The sequence below is a fragment of the Arthrobacter sp. YA7-1 genome, from assembly GCF_025960325.1.
GTDB classification, from domain to species: Bacteria; Actinomycetota; Actinomycetes; order Actinomycetales; family Micrococcaceae; genus Arthrobacter; species Arthrobacter bambusae_A.
This window is the reverse complement of record NZ_CP110116.1, coordinates 33,125-53,367: the sequence shown is the minus strand read 5'-3', so window position 1 is coordinate 53,367 and position 20,243 is coordinate 33,125. Positions and strand designations below refer to the sequence as shown.

Genomic DNA, 20,243 nt, shown 5'->3' with positions numbered 1-20,243 from the left:
TACATGGCGCGGTAACGCTCGATGCCTATGCCATCCCCCGGGGCCGTGTCCATGTGGTTGACCCTATAGAACGCACTGCTTGCTTGGAAAGGAACGCAGCCGCGCCAAACGCTAGACACGAGCGAGCGCGTTCTCCGCCGTCATTGTCTGATTGCGTCGTACGATGTGCATACGTCGGGCCGTTACAGGCACTCCCCAGCAGGGGTTGAAAGTTGGGTCGAGGAGGACCGAGTGGCACGTTCATCGTTCGTAAGTTTCCACTATCAACGCGATCACTGGAGGGTCCAGCAGATCCTGAACATGGGCGCTCTAGACCGGCAAACGGAGCTTCCCGCGCAGACCTGGGAAGAGGTCAAGAGGCGGGGCGACGCGGCCGTTGAGGCGTGGATCGATGAGCAGATGAATTACAAGCAAGCCGTCATCGTTTTGATCGGCAATGAGACCGCTTCGCGAAAATTCGTTAAGTACGAAATCTCTCGCGCATGGTCGATCAAGAAACCTCTGCTGGGCATTCGTATTCACGGGTTGAAGGACTCCCAGCAGAGCACCGATCAGCCAGGCGCAAATCCGTTCGCATCATTCGGCTTCTCCGACAGCACGAAAACTTTTGCCGACTATGTACCGGTGTACGATCCTTCCGATTACACGGGAAAATACGCGCCGACCAGCTCCGACATCTACGCTGCGATCCGGACCAACATGGCCACCTGGGCGACAAACGGGTATAAACGACCGTGACTTCTTCCCCTTCGGGCGAAGAGGGCTGCGCGTTCTGCGCGATCGTGCAGGGTCATGCGCCTGCCCGTGTGGTGTGGCGCAGCGAGGACGTTATCGCCTTCCTGCCAGATGCACCCGCCGTAGCTGGCCATACCCTTGTCGTCCCCACGTGGCACGTTCGCGACATCTGGGACGTCGACTCTTCGCTGGGACGAAAACTTGCGCACGCCACCAGTCGGGTCGCGGAGGGAGTCGCAAGCGCCGCGGGCACCCGGCAGATTAACATCATTCAGTCGAACGGGCCCGCAGCCGGCCAGACGGTTTTCCACCTGCACGTGCACGTTGTTCCGCGCGAACCCGGCGACCGAATGCCAGAGATGTGGCCACCGGACGCCGACTGGTCACCTAACAACCTCGATCAGATGGCAGCCGACCTCCGCGCCGCCTTCGCCGGATCCAAAGGCAACTGACCCAACGGTGGAGTCCGACTCCCACCCACGACAGCCGCCGACTGCAGGAGGTGTTTTCGCCGGTTGGACACATAGTGGTGTACACGCACCGTTCTTGTCTGTTGCCGTCGCCGTGGTGAGTCCGAGCGTTGCCCAGACAAGGACGCTTACAACGATGATCGATCCATAGAACCCTGAGAGGCTGATCGACCATGCTATTCTCCAACGCTGATTTTTCGCGTACGGCGTTGGCCTGATCTCAAATCCTGGGATCCTTTTCGCCGCAATGTCGTCGAACATCGCTCGAAACGCACGTTCTTGACGAAGGAAATACGTGTCCTGTACCCAAAAAGCCAAGGCCGGCATTGCGGCGACCAGCGCCAGCAACGGTTTATTCTGTGAAACGGCTAGTCCCAGCAGGGCCGAGGACACTGTCAGTGCCCAGCCCTTCATAAGAAAGGAATTTCCAGCAAGCCGGTTGATCACCGCTTGGACATAATCCATGTGCTTGTGATGATCCGACCGGTCTACCACGGGCTTCTGCTCGCTCGCCTCGGCGCTCATGGGGTCACCAGGTTAACGAACCGCCCCTGACCTCGAGTGAAGGAGTCCAACGATTCAGCCTGACGTCCTGAAGGACGCACCGCATATGGGTGGATCACGTCCTTTACGCGGACTTTCCCAATTACCTTGTACAGCCCCAGGTACTCCTGCCCGTCGAACTCGTTCCCTGCGCGATCCTCGACAGGCATGATCGATATGCGCGATTCTCCCCAAATCCCATCGAAGTACCCCAATTCCCAAGGCATCCAACGTGACCTGCTCGCAGCGCGGGAGGTCGCGTACACCAACGAATTGGACTGTTTCATCCTCTCTCGTAGACGTACAGCAGTCGAAGAAGAAACACGCGACCGGTCCAGCTCTGGATCATCGATCCAGTCAACGTATACACGTAGACCTTGGTCAATGAACAGGTTCCGCAGGCCCATAATCACTTGAGCGTCCCGGAAGCTATGGCTGAGAAACATGTCGAACGATCCGGCCGCGGACTTGGTAATTCGCCTTAGCTGATCTTCAGCCGCTGACGCGGTTAGTCCTCCCGACCGGTCCCGCAGTTCATCCGCAGTGTAATAAATCGGCACGTTGTTCCCTTCTCTCTGCCCCCGATTCAACCAAGGGAGCCGGTTCACCAGATCTTGATGCCGAATCGCCGCGCGACGGTCAGCAGCGCGGGATTGTCGGCGGGGATCTCAGCTCCTGGGTCGGTGGTCATGTTGTCTCCGTCGAGGCCGTCGTCCCGGCGACGCAGCCAGTATGCCCAGCAGTCTCCCCCGCCGTGTTTGCTGGCGAAACGGATGCCCAATGGTCGGCTGCCATCGTCCAGGACCTGCTCGCGGAGCCAGATGGCGATCATTGTCGTCGCCGCACGGTTCTCTCCGTGGAGTGTTCCGAGGGTCAGCTGGGTAATCCCGAGCTCATGGTTGAGCCTCTTCCCGATTCCAGCGCCGATGGTTGCGATGGAGTCCGGATGCTCGACGTCGACCCACCACCCGGCCCTGGCGAGGGTCAGCCCGTAGCTGTTGCGACGGTCGCGCCAGTGTGCCGGCAGGCAGCCTCGCTTGAGTTGGTTGCCCCAATCGTCATCCACGCCTTTGATGTATTCCTCCAGGGTCAACCCCATGAAGTCCGCGTCTTTTTGCATGGGGTGATTGGATCCGAGCTTCAAGGCGTACCCGGAGAGTACCTCGGCGAAGGCAATCTCGTCCGTGTCTGAGAGGTAGACCGTGGAGCCGGGCGTGTCGTAGCGGTTCCAGCCCGCTGGGTCATCCCCGCTCAGACGTTCGGGCGGGTCCAAGGGACCCCGGTGGGTGGTAGCGACCCTGCGCCCGGACCGGAAGTCGTCGAGGATCCACAGACCTGTTTCGCTGCACCGCCGCCGGCTCAAACGTCCTGCCTGTCCTCAAGAAACGCAGTCAGCGCTAGTAGGACGTCTTTGTGCCGGTCTTCCCGGATCGCCGTGACCGGGGTGTCTTCGCTCAGGAAAGGATTGCCGCCGATGAACCAAGCACGGGCAATCGCCTCGCTCTCGGCATCGGCAATGGAAATCCACAGCCGGTGCGCCAACTGCAGACGTTTCTGGAACGCTGGGCCCGGCGTCGGACCGTCCGGCTTCGCCCACTTGTGCGGGAGCTTCCGGTCCTTCGCGCCCGCCAGCGCGGCAACCAACAGCGGCCCAAGATGGCTGTTGAGGCGCCGGACCAACTCGTGGATATCCAGGCGGGCGGTTTCGTTGTGTCCCGCGATGATCGTTGTCGGGATGCTCATGCCCCCAGAATAACACCCAAATGACACCTAAGCCTACAGTTACGTGCTCTGTCGACCGAACAGGACGACTTTATTGAGCTTTCAAAAGACTGCCTCAAAGAACAGCTCTCACAGAAAGCGCGAAACTAGGTCCCGTCCCCGGCCCAGCCTAGGCTCCCCCGTCCTACCCTGCGCAGGGAACGCACTGCATTCAAGTGATCGCCATATACGCGGCAACCCACAACGCCGGCAAAGACCGGCAATTTCTCGGGCGCCTGAGGGCAGATAACGCGCGATTCGGCCGGCCCTTATAGGGTGCTAATCATGACCCTTAAAGTTCGCCTCGCCAGTATGGTTTCTAACGCCGGCGACAAGGTTGAGTTTTCCTCAAGCGGCGTCACATGTCTGGTTGGCGGCAACAATGCAGGAAAATCTCGGACACTCAGCGATATTGCGGCACTCATAGTTAGCTCCGATTCGAGCTCCGTTGTCCTCACCGAACTGACACTTGAGAAACCTGACGTGGTCAATGAGCTCGACGCCGAGAAGTTCTTGAAGGCCACGGCGGTGGAGCAGCCACTACCAGGAACATTTCCTACGCAGTACCTCCCCTTAGGCACCAGCGGGAGTGCTCTCTCAGCACCACACCTCGCCAGCAGCTTGACTCACGGTGACGGCACCCTCAGAGGAGCCGCTCCCTTTTTCTTTCAGCACTGGACCGCAGGATCCTTGAGCACCCACGCGATCATGACCTTGGGCCATCCTCACGGTTCGAGTCCGTCCACTCCACTGCACCAGATGTTTATCGACGGTGACTTGGAAGAAGAACTCTCGAACCTCTCTTACGAAGCATTTGAAGAGCACCTAACCCTGGACCGGGCCAATATGGACGTTGCCTCAGAGTCGGCAAAGTGGAGGATGTCGAGATTCCCCTACTCAGCCATCCCACCAGGGCCTACGCCGAGGCGGTAGCAGCGTTGCCAACTCTCGCGGATCAGGGAGACGGCGTACGAAGTTTCATTGGACTCGCGATGACGATAATGGTGGGTCGGGCCCAGATCCTCCTCATCGACGAACCAGAAGCTTTTCTTCACCCAGGGCAAGCACGGGCACTAGGTCGATGGCTAAGCATTCAAGCGAAGAAACGAGACATCCAAGTTATCGTATCGACGCATGATCGCGACTTCGTTCTTGGACTCTTGGAAGGAAATGATGACAGCGTCAGATTCGTCCGGATCGTCCGTTCCGGCAAGACAAAGAACCGCTTCCACGAGCTTCGACCAGAGGAAGTAAGCGCAACCTGGGCAGACCCGGTATTACGTTACTCAAACGTCCTTCAAGGGTTATTCCACCGCCGAGTTGTAATTTGCGAAGCAGATGCTGATTGCCGTTTTTACGGAGCCGCTCTTGACGCCCTCGCGGACGAAACGCAGCGCCGTTCTCAGGTAGATGACCTACTACTGGTCCCAGCAGCAGGCAAACACGGAATCCCGGCACTTGCAAGGGCTTTGATCAAGCTCGGCGTCGAAACACACGTGTTCGTGGACTTTGATGTCCTCCGCGAACGCAAGGATGTGCAGGCAATCGTTGAGGCCCTGGGTGAGGAATGGTCGGACGAGATGGATCACCTTCGCCGCACCGTCGACAACGCCACGAAGAATGAAAACCGGTGGGACGACGTCAAGAAGAACGGCCTGCAGTTAGTACCTAACGGAGCGCCGACCATAGCGGCGAAACAGTTGGTCGCTCTCCTACGGAGGATCCACACCCATGTTGTCCCCGTGGGCGAGATGGAAGGCTTTGACACCGACGTCGCTGTTAAGGGATCAGAATGGGTTTCTGCCGCCCTAGCCAAGGAGCTCCATAGGACTTCACAGCCTGCAAAGGACTACGTCGGGCAAATCCTGACAAACGGATGAATACAGCTGCTGGAGGGGCAAAGCTCCGGTCAAACAGCGGTTGACCGGAGCAATCATGGGCACATTCGCCGTAAAGCTTGCCGGAAAATCGCTGGCAGCAGGACGCATCGATGGAGGTCCATCCCAATCCGCTCAACATCTCGTGGCACACCGCCATTCACTACGTGGGCGGCCTACCGACTGACTTGACGCTCCGGGTGCTACGGAGCTCGAAACCAGTAGCCTATGGCTCTCTCGATCAGCGGCTCATGCCCTTTTGCAGAAGCTTCGTGTGGCCGTTGGATCCTCGTGTTTTGCGGGCTTTCGGGCTACGCCCTGCAGCCTTGGCCACGGCCGCGCTGGGCGGGGTGCCCTGATCTTGGTCGGCACTGAGCCGTGCCTGCACGGCCTCACGGTCGGCGATGCCTTCGAGGCTGGCGGCGAGTTCCTGGCGGCGCTCGGCTGAGTCGTATTTGGTGCCGGCTTCTTCTCGCAGCGATTCGGGGCGCTGGTTTTCTTCGGCGGCGTCCTGTTCGCGGTCCTGGTCTTCCCGGGTGGCCTCAGCCAGCAGCTGCGTGGCCTGGGCGTTCTCGTCGCGGCCGGCGCCTCGCTCCTGCTCTGCCTGTTCGCGGTCCCGTTCGGCCTTCGCCAGGGCAGCAGCCACTGGCGATTCGTCGGCGCCCAGGTTGTCCACGTCCAGGCCGTAGCGGCGTTGCACCTGGTCACGGATCGCCTCGGCCGCGCTGCGGGCGGCCGGGTCGTGGTCCTTCCATGCGGTGGCCGCCTCGTGCACCCTTTCGATGTCGCGGCCGCTGGCCGTGTCCCACCAGCGGTTGTCCATCACCGGGGCGAGCTGTGCACGGGCCGCTGCCCGCTCCGCGTCGAACCGGGCCTGCAACTCACGGGCCTGCTGTTCCTCGGCCGCCTGCGCGCGGCGCAGGGCCTGCTCACGTGCCCTGGCCAGCTGCTCACCAAGCCGGCCGGCGACAGTCAGCCCGACGCGTGACATGCCCTCGATAGCCTCTTCGATGCCGTCAGATTCACTCATCGTTCCTTACCCCCTGTTGGTGTTATCTCTCAGTGTCCGGGCGTGTGGTCCCGCCTCGGGTGCTTGCGTGGGTGTGTGCCTGCTCGTACTTCGGCGGCAGCACCGAGCCGGGGGAACGTGGCGGAGTTTGGCCGGCCGTGCTCGCGCGCACGGCTTCGGTCGCTTCGCTGTCTACCGCCGGCACCGTCGCTGGGACGCTCGGCAGCGCGGCGGCCACTTGGCTCAGCTGGTTCTTCACCAGGTCACTGAGCTGGCGTGCCCTGCGCAGGTCGTTGGACGCCTTGTGCATGTCGTGGACGGCCTTGGCCACGTTCAGCAGCTGGCGCAGCATGATCGCTTGGGACACCGTTCCGGTACCTCCCATGGTGGCCGCCATGAGAACCAGGGATGCGCCCCGGGCAGACGGGCCGACGCTCTTGATCGGACGCACCGGGTATCGCCGCAGCTGTGCCGTCTTGGACAATTCGTCGGCCGCCGCCGCCAGCGGTCCCGGTGTCGATTCCGTGGCTGTTGACCAGGCTGCGAACGCACCGGACGTCTCCCGGGCGACGTACGCCCACGTGGCATGATCGTCCATCGGAACGCTGCGCAGGCTCTCCCGCAGCCGGGCAACCTCGTCGCTATACTGCTCCCACATCCGGGGATCTGGTTCGTGCGCCTCACGGCCGACATTGACGGGCCGCCGCCCACGCGCGGCCGCTCCCCACTCGGCTACAGCTCCGTCCGACAGTTCGGGACTGTCGGCCCACGCTCCACGTAGTCGCGGAAGGGTCAAGTCCTTGGCCAGGTGGCCACCGCCGAACCATACAGGCCGCCCGCCCTTGGACGGACGCTCGGCAACAGAGTAGCCAACCACGACGTCATCACGGCCAGCTGCATAACGCGGTTTGATCATGGCACCCGTGCGCCGGAAACGACGCACAAACTCGGCCTCATCCTGAGCGGCAGTAGCGCAAGCACGGACCTTCCGGGCAAGAGAACGGCGTTCCGGTTCCTCCACGCCGCGACGCTCAGACGCTTCGCGCTCACCAGGCCGAAGTCCACGCATCGCGTAGACGGGAGACAGCTCTTCCAGACCGTGCTTCTTCTCAAGCGCCCGGGCCGCGTCCTGGGCACGCTTGTAGTCCAGGTGACTGCTCCATTTAGTGCCGTCCTCGCGCACCATGGAAGCAGCAATGTGAATGTGGTCATTGCCGGCCTTGCTGTGCCCGTGGCGGATCGCCACCCATGACACAGGGGCCTTACCGCTAGCCTCGGTGAAGCCCATTTCCTCCATGAACTCATTGGCGATCTCAGCCCACCTCTGGTCCGTAAGATCGCCTTCTTCCGCGCGCAAACTCAGCGAGCAATGCCAGACATGTCCGCCCCTGACGTCCACACCGAGAACGTCCTTCGCCTGGTCGAGCTGGTGCGCAATCGACAGGGCTGCGTCACGATTCAGCTGATCGTCGTTGTGCCACGCCATGATGGGCGCGGAACCGGTCACCAGGTGCGGGTCGGTGTGTTCGTTGGACCGGCCAGGACCAGCCAGGTATACCAACAGACCGGCCATGCGGTCGCCCTTGGTGATATTCGGAATCATCAACCGGCCAGTCCGTCGATGATGCCATTCATGCGATCGGCAATCGCACGCACACGTCCCAGGGCTACGCGGGCTTCCTCGGGAATCTCATCCGTGGCATTAGCATGCTTCGCCAGCTGGTTCACGTTGTTGGAGAGCGCAGCCAGGTAGCGGCGTGCCGCCATGAACTCAGTAGCCAGGGCGCGACGCTCCGCCAGTGAATCGGAGGACTGGGAGTAAAGCGCAGCACTGACCAGGATCTCCGAGGGGCTGCGCCCGGTCTGTTCTTCCAGTACGTAAAGACGGGTCCGCTCCAGCTCCGACATGGAGACACGCACGTACTGGGTTTCCCCGTCGATGTTCGCACGACGACGACGGTTCAAGCGGCGGCTGGAACTCTGTTCCTCAGCCATAACAGTACCCGCCCTTCCATGCCCAGCGCAGCGCCCCGGAACCTCCGGGATCACACATCCAGTGTGACGCATCCTCGGCACGAAGTCGAGGATCAAGCCCACTTATGGCACATAAGTGTATAGCTTGCTCCGGAGGATAGAAGAATGCGTGAAAACTAACCCCTGCTGAAGGTGAGGGAACGGCTTTTGTCGTAGTGCTGCTCTCGGCTGCCCTGGCGGGCTGAAAAACTGCTCCGCTAGACTGTGTGCCATGGCTATCCACATTGATGCAGAGAAGATCGAAAACGAATTGCAGCAGCGGCTTAGCAACCGCATGGACTCCGTGCGCGAGCTGGTCAAGTCACGGCAAAAAGTTGCCGACGCACGCGACGCACTCGGCGCGGCCGAGGATGAGGACGCGCGCCGCTACCAGGCAGCACTTACGGCAGGCTGGACCGCCGACGAACTGCGCTCCGCCGGCCTCAACGAACCTGAAAAGAAACTGCGTGTACGCAAGCGCGCAACGCGCCAAAGTCGGCCGACTCCGGCGGCGCCGGAGCAGACTGAACAGCCGCAGCACCACGGGTAGCCTCTCGCCCACCTGTGCACGGCAAAAGCAATATCCCTTCGGGCTTTTCCCGCACACACCTGGACGACAGGAACCACCTGACCGCCTGCACACAACCACCAGGTCACCAACTGCTGCACGTCACCACCAGGAACCGGTGGCCGTGCACAGCCTCGTCAGACAGCCACTCACCAAACGGCACAGTTCCCCATCTACCAAGGCCACCGTCGCCGACTCCCCCCGCCGTCGTGGCCGGGTTCTTTCAGCCGGGACGACACACAGTCGGTGTGCGGGCCAGGCAATGCAGGGAACGTCACCCAGGGCGGAGGCCGGCTCCTCAAGCGCTAGGGGGTTCTGTGGTTACGGGCGGGGATTACCACAGCCGGCTACGGGGACAACCACCACCCCGTTTACCCCACCTCTTCCCCAGTCCTGGCGTCCTCCGTCACCCAGCTCATGCCGCGGCTGATCCGGTCCATCCGGTCGGTCCATGCGTCCTCTTCTTGCTGGAGCAGGGTCGGGCCCGGGTCGCCGTTCTTGAACCAGGTGAGGGCGATGTTCAGCGCGGCGCCCGATGTGCTATCGGCATACTCTCGGATGCTGTTTAGTGTCGTCTCGTCGAGCGGAAGGCCATGGTTGACGGCGTTCCGAACGCGTCGATGTCGGGCACGGAGCAGCCCCATATCGCGCAACAGTTCTTCAAGGAACTGACGCTCCCGGTTGGGATCAGTGCAGATCGCAAGGGCATCCTCAAGGTCGGCTCGCTGGAGTTCGGACAGCGGAAGTGCGCGGATTTCGTCTTGGAGGGAAACAGCCTTCGCAAAGGACACCAGGCGGACTCCACCTGAGCTGTAGTTACAGATTTTGCGTTCGAGCTCGCGCCGACCCTCATGGTATTCGCTCGACCATGCTTCGTTCAATGGTGCACTCAGTTGCTCAGCGATGCGACGGCCTGCCTGGTTGAGGGCTTCTCGGCGCTGAAGGGTTATGGCCAGAGTTCGCGAATGTACTTTTAACACCGATGCGAAGAGTTCCATCGCGTGGTCCTCGAGCGCTGTGGCTACGCGGGGCGTGACGCGACGTGCGCCGTGAAAGAGAACGTCGCGATGATCAGTCATCCGTGCCTCACGAAGCGAAGTCAGGGCTTCGACGAGGTGCTCGGGCATCGGTCCCTTCATCAGGGCATCGCCGAGCTGATCCACGACGATACTGAGGATTTCGCCCGTGGCGCTCATCCCGTAACTGTCATCTTCCAGAACCGGAGCCCCGCTGATACTTAGGCCGAGTGAAGAGCTACGAACCTTTCCGTCAAGAAGGACTGTGTCCACGCCCGCGGTTTGCCAAGAGACGCCTCCTGCCTTGACGGCAACGCTTAGGACCGCTTCAATTCGGCGCCGCGCTTCCTCCACCGCCCCGGCGAGCCGCCTTTCCCCGAGGTCGACACGAACGAGGGCGAGCCGGTTCTCCGGTTTCAGCGATTCGATATGGGCCTGGTCCAGCCAAGACACTTCCTCACGGATCTCGCGTAACTCGGCCCGTTCCGGGAAGTCCTGCCCTTCGATGTCAAAAGCGTTCGGAAGCGCCCAATCTGCGGGGAGGAACGTCATCTGGCCTGCAACCTCGCGCATCCGCGAAGGAACCGCGCGGTAATACACCGTCCACACAACAATCCGACCTGCGGGTGGGGCAACCAGGACGCCCGTGGCAAGCTTTAGCCGATCTGCTTCCGTCAGTGACTCTGGAAGAGTGCCGAGCCAACGAGCCAAATCCTCCTCAGTGTTGACGAGCCTGTCGGCCGCGTGCCTGAGCAATGAGAAGGAACTGTGTGCGGCGGGGCCGACTTGCGAGGCGATGATCGCTGACAGTTTCCGCAATGCACGACTGGTTGTCCCGAAGACCTTCGCTGCGTCGCAAAGATCAAGGAAGGCATCACTGACCGCTGGCTCTGAGTGCCATACCTCACCGAAGCTAGTGGCCGCTGCAACGACGGCCTCCTGGCCACCGTCATCGCGAAGGTCATCTAGCAGAGGCGCGATTAGCGCACCAAGCCGTTCCCCGATGGCTTCAGACTGTGCCTGGATTTCAGTTCGCAGGGAAGCGCGGTTGTTCTTTGCGGAGTTCAAATTCCACTCCGAGGCATCGACCGCTTGAGCGTACTCGCCGAGTTCGGCGACCGCTTCACCCAGAGTGTATGGGGGAACAGCCTGATGCTGAAGCGGAAGAACTTCCGCCACCGACAAAAGCCATTCGCTTACGGTTGCCGTCGGCTGGACCCGCACCAATTCATCTCCGATCTTTGATTGGGTACATCTTGGCACCGACCGGATCCTCAAACCAATGGAAACTCAGCCTTGCCGCCCGATAGGGGACCTTTACCGGCGGCGCTCCGCGGAGGGGTTGACCTTTGCGCCCGTCCAGTGAGGGAGGGATCCAATCCTATGCGCGCCCACAATCATGCGCTGGGTGAATACTTTCAGAGAACCGCAACATGATTCCTATGCAGTGCACACTTATTTAGGGGAAGTGCATCCTCAGTGAGGTCAGCAGCTCGACCATCTGCATCACATCCAATGTCTTGAAAAGCTACAGCTTTACGAGACACCATCCGGCCAGCCGACCGTAGCGATCAACCGTACGTAACCAAACGGAGAACACCAGACAGCGTGTCTCTCGCAAAGGCGTCTTACTGCTCGTCATGTCTCGCGGCGTGTTTTGGGTATTTCTGAGACTGGATGGTGCACAAAGTCGCATTTGGAGGAGACGAGAACGGCGCTGCGGGGGGCGTCTAGCGGCGTATTGCAGCCCTCCCGGAAAGCTGACCTGCCGTGCCTTGCGCGCTGGGGAATTATGTCTGGACGCCGTACGTTGCAGCTCCGACAATCCCTATTAAGGAAGGCGATGGATCCTAGTGGCAACTGATTACGACGAGCTGCGCTCCGAGGTCAAGGAATCGCAGAACGACTCCCTCGAAGCCCTCAAGTCAGCGAACGCACCCGACGCTCAAAGTGTGGTCCGTGAACTGGACACAGCGGATGACATGGAAAGCGTCGGGATCCCCGGCGGAGAATTCATCGATCAGGAACTGATCGTCCAGGTCGTCCCGCAACGCGAGGACGAGTTCACCTGCTATTCCTGCTTCCTGGTCCGCCACCGCTCCCAGATAGCACGGGAGAAAAACGGCCACGCCTACTGCATCGAGTGCGAGGGCTGATCTCAGCATCCTCGATAAACGGTGCAGCTGACACAGAAGCCGACGGGACCGACCGCTTTCCACTTGGACGCCTCTCCGTACTGTTCTTCCCGAGGGTGAAGAGGGGACTGTGGAACTCAAGGCTCGCGTGCCTCAGAACCCTTGGGATACGAGACGTCTCACCGACCCGTCGACCCCGCAAGGTCAGTGCTTCCAATTTTCGCGGAGACGTGCGGATTCGTCCGCGACCGGCGATTCTTGCAACTATGTCTCGAAAGCTCCTGGTTGAATCGGTGTATCCACCGTTAGTTACGAGACACCGGAGCAGCCCATGACGAAACTGATCGGCTACGCCCGCGTAACGGGGGCACGCGCAGCGTGTCAGGGCGAGCTCTGCGAGACCTGACAGCAAGCCGGCGTGGGCCGAAGGTCCACCATCGTGGCCCGACCAGGGCCACGCAGCGCGCCTGACCTCAAGTATTTGTTCGGCTGTTGCACACGTCAAGAACGGGAAAGTCAGGTGGGTGTGCCGTGGGCAGAGACGGAAGGAGGCCGGGACCTTTGGATCCCGGCCTCCTTCCGTCTCTGCCCAGTCAGTCTTGGCTTAAGCCCTCAGCTAGCTTGGACAAGCCAAGCCCCGTGGGCGACTACTCGCTCATGTCGCTGCGCAGGTAAACCAATTGCTGACGGATCCCGGTGAGTTCCTCCAGTTGTTCCGCCAGGGAAGCTAGCAGCGCGTCCTGCTCTTTGGGGAAGACCTTTTCCATCGACGCTTTGATGTCCCACAAGCTGTACTTCTTATGGATCTCAAGGACGCTCAATTCCTCATCGAATAGCTCGACCTTGGCATCCAAAACTTTGTCGCCTTCTCCTCCAAAGTGCTTGGAGTGAGGACGGCAAATGAGCATCTTCGTAGCCCTAATGAGTTGAGGTGCATCGTATTGGCCCAAGCGTTCTGGGCGCTTTGCAACAACCTCCGGAAGCACCGAAAGACGGTGCTGTTCGAATTCCGTCCTGTATCGATCATGGTATTCAGATAGATGGCGTTGCTTAGGTGCCGGGTTCTCAGCTTCCCAACGGGTTCTCCATTTCGTCATGATGTCGTCCATGTCCCGGTCGATTTCATCGGAGCGGAACTTGGCATACGCATCGCAGACCTGAACCACGATTTCGTCGGGCACGGTAACGCTAGACCAAAAATTTATGCAATGTTCCGCCGTAGCCGAGGGAGCCGGGTGGAAGAACGAACCGTCGGTTCGGTCGAAAAGTCGGATGGGGGCCTCCTAAAACGTAGTGGTCAGTAAGCCCCTTGAATTCTCATAGCGCAACGCGAGGTGCTCGGCATCGATGCTACTGGACACTGAGTATCAGGACTCTGGGATCTCCAACTGACACGCCGTGTCTGCTGTTAGGAGCTTGTTGCGGCCTACGTTGGTCCTCTGTTCCGGTGGGCACTGCCAGGATCTGGTCACGCTCGGCAGCTGTGAGCAAGGAACGCAGAGCCATTTCAGAAGTCCTTATCTACTCAACGGCCGTGTCTACCCAACGGCCGTGCCTCCCGGACATGCCGTCGTTCTGCTTTGGCGAGCAGGGCCCACCGTTCATGGTTTCGCGAGGTGCCGGTAGATTGTGGGCCGGGTGACGCCAAATTCATGGGCGATGTGTTCAACCGTGTGGGCACGTTTCCCGTCGGGGCCTTTTTCTTCATACATTTCGCGGGCAAGCTTGACCTGTCGGGGGCCGAGTTTTGGTTTCTGACCGCCGGTCCGGCCCCGGGCGCGGGCGGCAGCGAGGCCGTCGCGGGTCCGTTCGGACATCAGTGCGTGTTCAAACTCGGCGATCGAGCCGAGGATCTGAAAGAACATCCGGCCGATGGCGGTGGACGTGTCGATGCCCTGGTCAAGGACCACCAGGTCAACGCCGCGCTTCTGCAGCGTGTTGGACAGCTCGATGAGGTGTTCCAGCGATCGCCCGAGCCGGTCGAGTTTGGTGACGACAAGCTGATCACCGCCTCGGTTGGCCGAGAGGAGCGCTTTGTCGAGTTCGGGCCTGCGTGCGAGCTTCCCGGATGCCGTGTCGAGGAAGATCTGCTCGCAGCCGGCCGCACGCAGGGCGTCGTGTTGGGCTTCGGGGTGCTGATCGCGTGTTGAGACACGCCCGTATCCGATTCGCATCCCCGAAACGTATCACCACCCGGGTTGGACGTTACGTAGGCGCGTACGCGGGAAGCGTTACAAAACTGGCCGCGTGATTACGCCACTCTGCGATGACGCCTTGAAGTGTCTTGCGAAGGATCGTTACCGGACACCCGAATCCGTTGCAAAGCCTCATCCGGAATTCCAGATGTGTTGGGCTCATGCTGCGGAGGTTAGCCTCGGCGATTCTCCAGAACCCACCTGTCAAATGCCTCTGTACGGGCGAGGACACTCCAAGGCATGCGAATACCGATCGGCAGCCCGTAGCGCCGTCTAATCACCGTAAGAGCCTTGTGTAGGGGGCGGATTGTGAAGAAGGCTAGCGGTAGGACGGCCAGAAGAACGAGACCGTAGGCTGCGTAGGCCAGCGGAAATGCGCGCGCCACCATTGCGATCGCACCCAGGCCTGCGAGCGTCAACATGGTCCATCCCGTCAACGACGCGAAGACTCGGAAGTCGTAGGCGAAACCGGCTGCTTCCTCACCCATCCGCGACTTCCATGTGGTGATGTAGTTTTGGCGTTTCTTGCTAGGCAACGCATTGATCCTTTCCAACAGGTGCGCTCGATACTTCTCCCCTGGCATGCTTGACCAGCCCAAAGAGATCGAGGCCGGATCCGCCAGCGCCGAGCTCGGCGCCAAAGATTCCTAGTCCTCCGGCCAAAGTCTCGGATCCTGCCGCCGCTGCCAAGAACGACCCCCACCGAATATAGAGCTTGCACGCCGAGAGCGAAGCCGGCACATGCAAGCATTTCCCCTTTTCCGAAGCACGCGGGGCCGTCGAGGAATGCAGCGCCGACCCCAAGTGCAAAGGCGCCTGCGGCCAAGCCGATGGCGATTTCTGGCGCCGCCACCACCAAAGCCGCGACGCCTGCGGCAACACCTAGCCCGCCAAGCACGACCCCAAACACGGATTGGGTGTCGCTGTCGTCCCATAGGCCAAGGGGGTCAAGGAGGTTCAGCGGGTTGTGGCTTGCGTAGGAGTAGATAGCATTCGTGAGTGAGCTGGCGGGGTCAATGCTGATGAATTGGGTCGTCTGTGGGTCGTAGTAGCGGGCTCGGAGGTAGTAGAGACCGGTGTCCGTGTCTTGGTTCTGGCCATTCCAGCGCAGGACGGTGTCCGCTGCTCCGGTTTTACTGGTGAGGTTGCCGTAGGCGTCGTAGGTGTAGGCCGCCGCGACGACGCCGGTGGCATCGGTGAGGAGCCGGGTGGAGCCGTATTGGTCGTGCTGGTAGTAGAGGGCGGCCCCTGTCGCGTCGATGTGCTCGACGGGGTTCCCGGCATTCGGGGTTGGGCAGCATGTCCCTGGCGGCGCGGATGATGTCCGGTGTGGCGACGCTGGGGGCGTCCACCGACGCGTCCGCGCGCCCTCGCTGCGGCAAGGCCTTCATGGGTTCCGGCGACGATCAGTTCCCGGATGAATTCGGCCAAGGCAGCGAAGACGTGGCGGCCGTCCCCGCCGGATCACGGACAGCCAGATCCGAAGCACTCTTCACCTAGTCGAAAGCGGCGAGCCAGCCGCCCAGGTTGCCCGCGATCTCGGAATGTCCCGGGCAACGTTTTATCGACGGTCCCGGGCACTCACCGCCTAATTCACGTTCCGAGACCGCATCCTCTGCTACTTCCCCACGCCGTTTCCCCGGGTCGTGTGTCCTTGGATCCAACGCTGTTCGGCCGCAGCTAGGGTTCAAGCATGGAAAGGGACGCGTCCGGGGAACTGGAAGGGCAGAGCTCGATCAACGAGCTGCTCGACGAGCCCGTTGGGAGCGCCCCCGTCCAATTGGTGTTACCCCTCCTGATCCAGGTCAAGCCCGGTCACTTCCGGCGCGTGTCCTGACCCACATCGGCTCCCGGCCGAACCAGTCCAAGGACCAGAACCCGGACCGCACCGCACCGCGGGTCCCGGGCATGCCGGTCCCGGACCGGCTTTCAGTTGATCCGTACCTGGCATGGACCCGCTGTGTCTGCCGGAATCGGGAGGTTTGCGCTTGCGGTAGCTGCTTATGGCCGCCTGGAACGCGGCTGGCGCCGCCGCTCCCCCGTTGTGCTGCGCACTGGTCGCTCCGGTCCTGTCCACGATTGGGGGCAATTCGGGTTATCCACGGCTGGATTTCCGGGAGCCATAGGGCAAGCTCCCCTCGGCAGTCGTAGCGGTGGATAACCTGTGCAGAATTGTCCCCGGTTGTGGACAGCGTCCCTCTCCCCCGGGTCCACCGGAAACCCTGGGACCTCGGGCCGCACGAGCGGGCCCGGCGGGGTCTGACAAAAGGCTGGCACCTTCGGGGAGCCGAACAGAACGCATACGCCTTTCCCAGGCTTTCCCGCGTGGGGTAACATCGATGTTGCAAGGGGCAGTAGCCCTGAGAAGTGGGCCTGGCAGTCTTCCGGATGGTATGACGAGCCGGGCCTGCGTTGTTTAACGAGAGCGGTCGGCTCTAACGGGAGCAGTCGACGATTTCCTGAACCAGCGGAGCAGCCTTGCGGATCCAATCTCCGCCTTTCTGATGGCACCACGCTACGGCGTCACTGACCCACAGGAGAGGCTCCTCATGGGGCTTGCAGTGAATGTATTGCAAACCCTCACCATCGTGGGATTTCAGGTGCTGCGCGATGATCCGCCGGTCTGCCTGCTCCAGAGATTCGTCGCTTTCGAGCACGAGCTTTGTTGCCCCGGCTGCCACCAGATCATCGAGCAGACGCTCCAAGCACAGAGGCCTGGCCACCTTGTCAGGCAGGTTCCTGGCAACATACAGCCTGGTAAGGAGACCGGATTGGATGGCTCCGTTAAGGAACGCGTTCCTGGAACTGTCGCTTTCGCTTTTGAAATGCACCCGACGTTGCCCTGCCCGACGCAGGAGGGCGATCGCACGCCTAGCACTTGCGACATCACCGGGCGCAACCACTGAGGCGGCCACGTAGTAGGCCTTCGACTTCGATTCATCGACGAAGACATGCGCACCGGACGGGATCAGCGAATTCACCCACTGAACTCTAATCGAGGACCTGAAGAACCTGCGCCGTCGAGGTGCTCTTCCCGTGCCGGGGCGGATAACTGTCCGGTCGTAAAAAGAAACCGCCTGGCTGTGACAGGTTTGAATGGCCCCGGTAGGACGGTCATTTCTGGCCCCACTTCGTGACTCGCCGGGCACTTGTGACGGTTATATGTGGCCCCGCCTTCAACGTTGGATTCATCACTGGATGGATACGGCGGAAGGCTGGTCTGGATGGAGTCGAGAGTGGAGTTGTTCGCACGGATCCGCAGAGATGCCCGGGTCGAGGACTTGTCGGTTCGTGCGCTGGCGGCCCGACACGGGGTTCACCGGAGGACGGTAAGACAGGCTCTGGAATCAGCTGCACCGCCGGAACGTAAACCGAGACTAGGGGTGTCCTGGCGGTTAGAGCCGTTCAAACAGGCGATTGATGCCATGTTGGTTGAGGACACGACGGCGCCGCGGAAGCAACGCCATACTGCCCGAAGGATCCTGGCCCGGCTCATCGAGGAGCACGGTGCGGAGGAGCTGTCGTATTCGACGGTGCGGGACTACGTGCGGGTCCGCCGGGCCCAGATCGATGTGGAGGCCGGCCGCCGCGTTGAGGTGTTCGTCCCGCAAGAGCACGCCCCGGGCGCGGAGGCGGAAGTGGACTTCGGAGAAGTCTGGATCGTGTTGGACGGTGTGAAGACGAAGTGCCACATGTTCATCTTCCGGTTGTCCCATTCCGGCAAGGCCATCCACCGGATTTACCCCACCCAGGCCCAGGAAGCATTTCTGGAAGGCCACGTCGAGGCGTTCAACGAGATCGGTGGCGTGCCGGTCAAACACATCCGCTATGACAACCTCACCAGTGCCGTCAGGTCCGTGGTGTTCGGGCAGGGCCGGAACCGCCTGGAGAACGACCGGTGGGTGTTGTTCCGCTCGTTCTAACCGTTTGATGCCTTTTATTGCCAGCCCGGTATTGCCGGGGCTCACGAGAAAGGCAGGGTCGAAGGTGAGGTGGGCTGGTTCCGCCGCAACAGGCTTTCCCCGATGCCTGTCGCGAAGTCCCTCGAGGAGCTCAACGACCGGATCCGGGAGTGGGAGGTTCAAGACGATCGGCGGCGGATCAATGACCGGATCCGCACCATCGGTCAGGACTTCGCCGCCGAGCGCCCGTTCCTGGCACCGTTGCCGGTGGAAGAGTTCGATCCCGGTCTGGTGCTGAACCCGAGAGTGGACCGGTCCTCGATGATTACGGTGCGGATGGTGAAGTACTCCGTGCCGGCACGGTTCATCGGCAGACGTGTCCGTGTGTCCTTGCGGGCGTCGGAGCTTGTGGTGTTCGACGGCCGTGCGGTGGTGGCCAGGCATCAGCGGATCGTTGCCAAGGGCGCGCAGTCGGTCCAGCTGGACCATTACCTGGAGGTCCTCAAGACCAAGCCCGGCGCTTTGCCTGGTTCCACGGCCTTGGCCAGGGCGCGGGAGTCCGGGGCGTTCACCAGCGCCCATAAAGCCTTCTGGTCTGCCTCGCGCAGGGTCAACGGCGACGCCGAGGGGACCCGTGAACTGATCGATGTCCTGCTGCTCCACCGGTCCATGGACGCAGCAGACATCGAGGCAGGGATCACCGCGGCACTGGGCGTGGGCGCGGTCAGCGCCGATGTCGTCGCTGTCGAGGCACGCAGACACGCCAGCGATTCGGCGGTGGGTGGGTCCGGTTCGGACCGTCATCACGGTGCTCATGCCGAGACGAAAGTGCAACGAGTTGTCAGCCTGACCCAGCGCCGGCTGATGGATCCGGCAGCGGTCATCGCCGGGCTGCCCTGGGATACCCGGCCCTTGCCGTCCGTCAGGGCCTATGACGAGTTGCTGGCCAAACGCACCGAACACCCCGCAGGAACCGAGCCGAAGGAGAACATCTCATGAGCCCCACCGCACCGGCCACGACCATTACCCCGACCCTGCGCCGGCGGCGCGGCCTGACCGAGCAGGCCGCCGTCGCGGCCGTGGACCAGGCATGCCGCCGGCTGCGCCTGCCCACGGTCAGGGCGGTTCTCGACGAAGCCCTGACCGTCGCCGGGAAAGAACAACTGAGCTACCAGGGCTTCCTCGCCGAGCTGCTGCTGGCGGAGTGCGATGACCGGGACCGGCGCTCTTCGATCCGCCGGGTCAAAGCCGCCAACTTTCCAAGAAACAAAAAGCCGCCAACTTTCCAAGAAACAAGTGGCTCGGGGATTTCGATTTCGACGCGAACCCGAACATCAACCCCGCCACCATCCACACCCTGGCCACCGGGGACTGGATCCGCAAAAGCGCACCCCTGTGTCTGATGGGAGACTCCGGCACGGGCAAATCCCACCTACTCATCGGGCTAGGAACCGCGGCCGCGGAACAGGGCTACCGTGTCAAATGCACCCTCGCCACCCGGCTCGTGAACGAACTAGTCGAAGCCGCCGATGAGAAGGTCCTGGCCAAGACCATCGCCAGATACGGGCGGGTCGATCTGCTGTGCATCGACGAGAGGTGGGCTATATGGAACTGGACAGGCGTGGAGCGGAACTCCTCTTCCAGGTCCTCACCGAGCGTGAGGAGAAGAACTCCATCGCCATCGCCTCCAACGAATCCTTCTCCGGCTGGACCAAAACCTTCACCGACCCCAGGCTCTGTGCCGCCATTGTTGACCGGCTCACCTTCAACGGCGCCATCATCGAAACCGGCACCGACTCCTACCGTCTCGCCCACACCAAGCAACGCCTCACGTGACGAGTGTCGGCTTCACGATATTCTCTTCCACAATGCGCACTCATGGCGCACTGGCCGCCGTTCAACCAAACACAATGGTGCGTCCGTTCCACGACGCCTGTAACCTCTCGAGAAATTACCGCCCGTGAATAGAATCCTGATATATGTTTTTGTTGCGTTTGTCGGCTTGGCTGGGTCTTATTG

At 61.3% G+C, this 20,243-nt stretch carries 18 protein-coding genes and 4 pseudogenes; 10 read left to right on the top strand and 12 right to left on the bottom strand.

The genetic code is table 11. The features are described from left to right. The first annotated feature begins 231 nt into the window (after positions 1 to 231). Both OIT41_RS20655 and OIT41_RS20650 read left to right on the top strand, forming a co-directional pair. Complete coding sequence (locus tag OIT41_RS20655; RefSeq protein WP_264638095.1) at positions 232 to 738, top strand: TIR domain-containing protein; 507 nt, start codon at positions 232 to 234, stop codon at positions 736 to 738. Then, the gene (locus OIT41_RS20650) at positions 735 to 1,187 is read left to right on the top strand and encodes an HIT family protein (protein ID WP_264638094.1); all 453 of its coding nucleotides are present in this window, start codon (positions 735 to 737) and stop codon (positions 1,185 to 1,187) included. Before OIT41_RS20655 ends, OIT41_RS20650 begins: the two co-directional genes overlap by 4 nt. On the opposite strand, the gene OIT41_RS20645 is transcribed toward OIT41_RS20650, so the two are convergent. The 3 genes from OIT41_RS20645 to OIT41_RS20635 form a co-directional block, all read right to left on the bottom strand. Then, positions 1,119 to 1,730 carry a hypothetical protein gene (locus OIT41_RS20645; RefSeq protein WP_264638093.1) on the bottom strand — a complete coding sequence of 204 codons (612 nt, stop codon included), beginning with the start codon at positions 1,728 to 1,730 and terminating at the stop codon, positions 1,119 to 1,121. The genes OIT41_RS20650 and OIT41_RS20645 overlap by 69 nt on opposite strands. A gap of 622 nt (positions 1,731 to 2,352) precedes the next feature. Continuing rightward, positions 2,353 to 3,111, bottom strand: a complete 759-nt coding sequence (locus OIT41_RS20640; RefSeq protein ID WP_264638092.1) for a hypothetical protein — start codon at positions 3,109 to 3,111, stop codon at positions 2,353 to 2,355. Continuing rightward, positions 3,108 to 3,491, bottom strand: coding sequence for a hypothetical protein (locus OIT41_RS20635; protein WP_264638091.1), 384 nt, complete (start codon positions 3,489 to 3,491; stop codon positions 3,108 to 3,110). The genes OIT41_RS20640 and OIT41_RS20635 overlap by 4 nt, the downstream gene beginning before the upstream one ends. Positions 3,492 to 3,794: 303 nt before the next feature. On the opposite strand from OIT41_RS20635, the gene OIT41_RS20630 reads away from it, so the two are divergent. Both OIT41_RS20630 and OIT41_RS20625 read left to right on the top strand, forming a co-directional pair. Further along, complete coding sequence (locus OIT41_RS20630; RefSeq protein ID WP_264638090.1) at positions 3,795 to 4,442, top strand: hypothetical protein; 648 nt, start codon at positions 3,795 to 3,797, stop codon at positions 4,440 to 4,442. Then, positions 4,382 to 5,389: an ATP-dependent nuclease gene (locus OIT41_RS20625; RefSeq protein WP_264638089.1), complete on the top strand. Its 1,008-nt coding sequence runs from the start codon at positions 4,382 to 4,384 to the stop codon at positions 5,387 to 5,389. Before OIT41_RS20630 ends, OIT41_RS20625 begins: the two co-directional genes overlap by 61 nt. 238 nt (positions 5,390 to 5,627) lie before the next feature. Here the strand turns inward: OIT41_RS20625 and OIT41_RS20620 are convergent, their stop codons facing one another. The 3 genes from OIT41_RS20620 to OIT41_RS20610 are packed head-to-tail and all read right to left on the bottom strand — an operon-like array spanning position 5,628 to position 8,390. After that, positions 5,628 to 6,416, bottom strand: a complete 789-nt coding sequence (locus tag OIT41_RS20620) for a hypothetical protein (RefSeq protein WP_264638088.1) — start codon at positions 6,414 to 6,416, stop codon at positions 5,628 to 5,630. A 22-nt stretch (positions 6,417 to 6,438) separates the two neighbouring features. Beyond that, entirely contained in the window at positions 6,439 to 7,998 is a 1,560-nt protein-coding gene (locus OIT41_RS20615; RefSeq protein ID WP_264638087.1) for a relaxase/mobilization nuclease domain-containing protein, read from the bottom strand. After that, positions 7,998 to 8,390 (bottom strand): MobC family plasmid mobilization relaxosome protein, encoded by a 393-nt coding sequence (locus tag OIT41_RS20610; RefSeq protein WP_264638086.1) that lies wholly within the window; start codon positions 8,388 to 8,390, stop codon positions 7,998 to 8,000. The genes OIT41_RS20615 and OIT41_RS20610 overlap by 1 nt, the downstream gene beginning before the upstream one ends. 250 nt (positions 8,391 to 8,640) lie before the next feature. Here OIT41_RS20610 and OIT41_RS20605 point away from each other — a divergent pair, with 250 nt between their 5' ends. After that, complete coding sequence (locus OIT41_RS20605; RefSeq protein ID WP_264638162.1) at positions 8,641 to 8,958, top strand: hypothetical protein; 318 nt, start codon at positions 8,641 to 8,643, stop codon at positions 8,956 to 8,958. A gap of 389 nt (positions 8,959 to 9,347) precedes the next feature. Here OIT41_RS20605 and OIT41_RS20600 read toward each other — a convergent pair whose 3' ends face one another. Then, positions 9,348 to 11,219, bottom strand: coding sequence for a hypothetical protein (locus OIT41_RS20600; RefSeq protein ID WP_264638161.1), 1,872 nt, complete (start codon positions 11,217 to 11,219; stop codon positions 9,348 to 9,350). A gap of 626 nt (positions 11,220 to 11,845) precedes the next feature. Between OIT41_RS20600 and OIT41_RS20595 the strand changes: the two genes are divergently transcribed. Continuing rightward, entirely contained in the window at positions 11,846 to 12,148 is a 303-nt protein-coding gene (locus OIT41_RS20595; protein WP_264638160.1) for a DUF4193 domain-containing protein, read from the top strand. Between the two features lie 626 nt (positions 12,149 to 12,774). Here the strand turns inward: OIT41_RS20595 and OIT41_RS20590 are convergent. From OIT41_RS20590 to OIT41_RS21050, 4 genes and pseudogenes are all read right to left on the bottom strand, one after another. After that, positions 12,775 to 13,308: a hypothetical protein gene (locus OIT41_RS20590; protein WP_264638159.1), complete on the bottom strand. Its 534-nt coding sequence runs from the start codon at positions 13,306 to 13,308 to the stop codon at positions 12,775 to 12,777. A gap of 420 nt (positions 13,309 to 13,728) precedes the next feature. Then, positions 13,729 to 14,301, bottom strand: coding sequence for a recombinase family protein (locus OIT41_RS20585; protein ID WP_264638158.1), 573 nt, complete (start codon positions 14,299 to 14,301; stop codon positions 13,729 to 13,731). Between the two features lie 454 nt (positions 14,302 to 14,755). Then, positions 14,756 to 15,583, bottom strand: coding sequence for an RHS repeat-associated core domain-containing protein (locus tag OIT41_RS21055; RefSeq protein ID WP_413542344.1), 828 nt, complete (start codon positions 15,581 to 15,583; stop codon positions 14,756 to 14,758). Positions 15,584 to 15,605: 22 nt separating this feature from the next. Continuing rightward, positions 15,606 to 15,768: pseudogene (locus OIT41_RS21050) on the bottom strand (recombinase family protein); the annotation flags it as partial. Between OIT41_RS21050 and OIT41_RS20575 the strand changes: the two are divergent. Both OIT41_RS20575 and OIT41_RS20570 read left to right on the top strand, forming a co-directional pair. Next, a pseudogene (locus OIT41_RS20575) lies at positions 15,768 to 15,914 on the top strand (helix-turn-helix domain-containing protein); the annotation flags it as partial. The pseudogenes OIT41_RS21050 and OIT41_RS20575 overlap by 1 nt on opposite strands. Before the next feature lie 101 nt (positions 15,915 to 16,015). Next, positions 16,016 to 16,159, top strand: a complete 144-nt coding sequence (locus OIT41_RS20570) for a hypothetical protein (RefSeq protein WP_264638157.1) — start codon at positions 16,016 to 16,018, stop codon at positions 16,157 to 16,159. Between the two features lie 598 nt (positions 16,160 to 16,757). On the opposite strand, the gene OIT41_RS20565 is transcribed toward OIT41_RS20570, so the two are convergent. Continuing rightward, complete coding sequence (locus OIT41_RS20565; RefSeq protein WP_264638156.1) at positions 16,758 to 17,303, bottom strand: DUF3800 domain-containing protein; 546 nt, start codon at positions 17,301 to 17,303, stop codon at positions 16,758 to 16,760. Between the two features lie 243 nt (positions 17,304 to 17,546). Between OIT41_RS20565 and istA the strand changes: the two are divergent. Next, positions 17,547 to 19,223: pseudogene (istA, locus tag OIT41_RS20560) on the top strand (IS21 family transposase). Further along, a pseudogene (gene istB / locus OIT41_RS20555) lies at positions 19,220 to 20,060 on the top strand (IS21-like element helper ATPase IstB). Before istA ends, istB begins: the two co-directional pseudogenes overlap by 4 nt. Positions 20,061 to 20,243 lie beyond the last annotated feature (183 nt).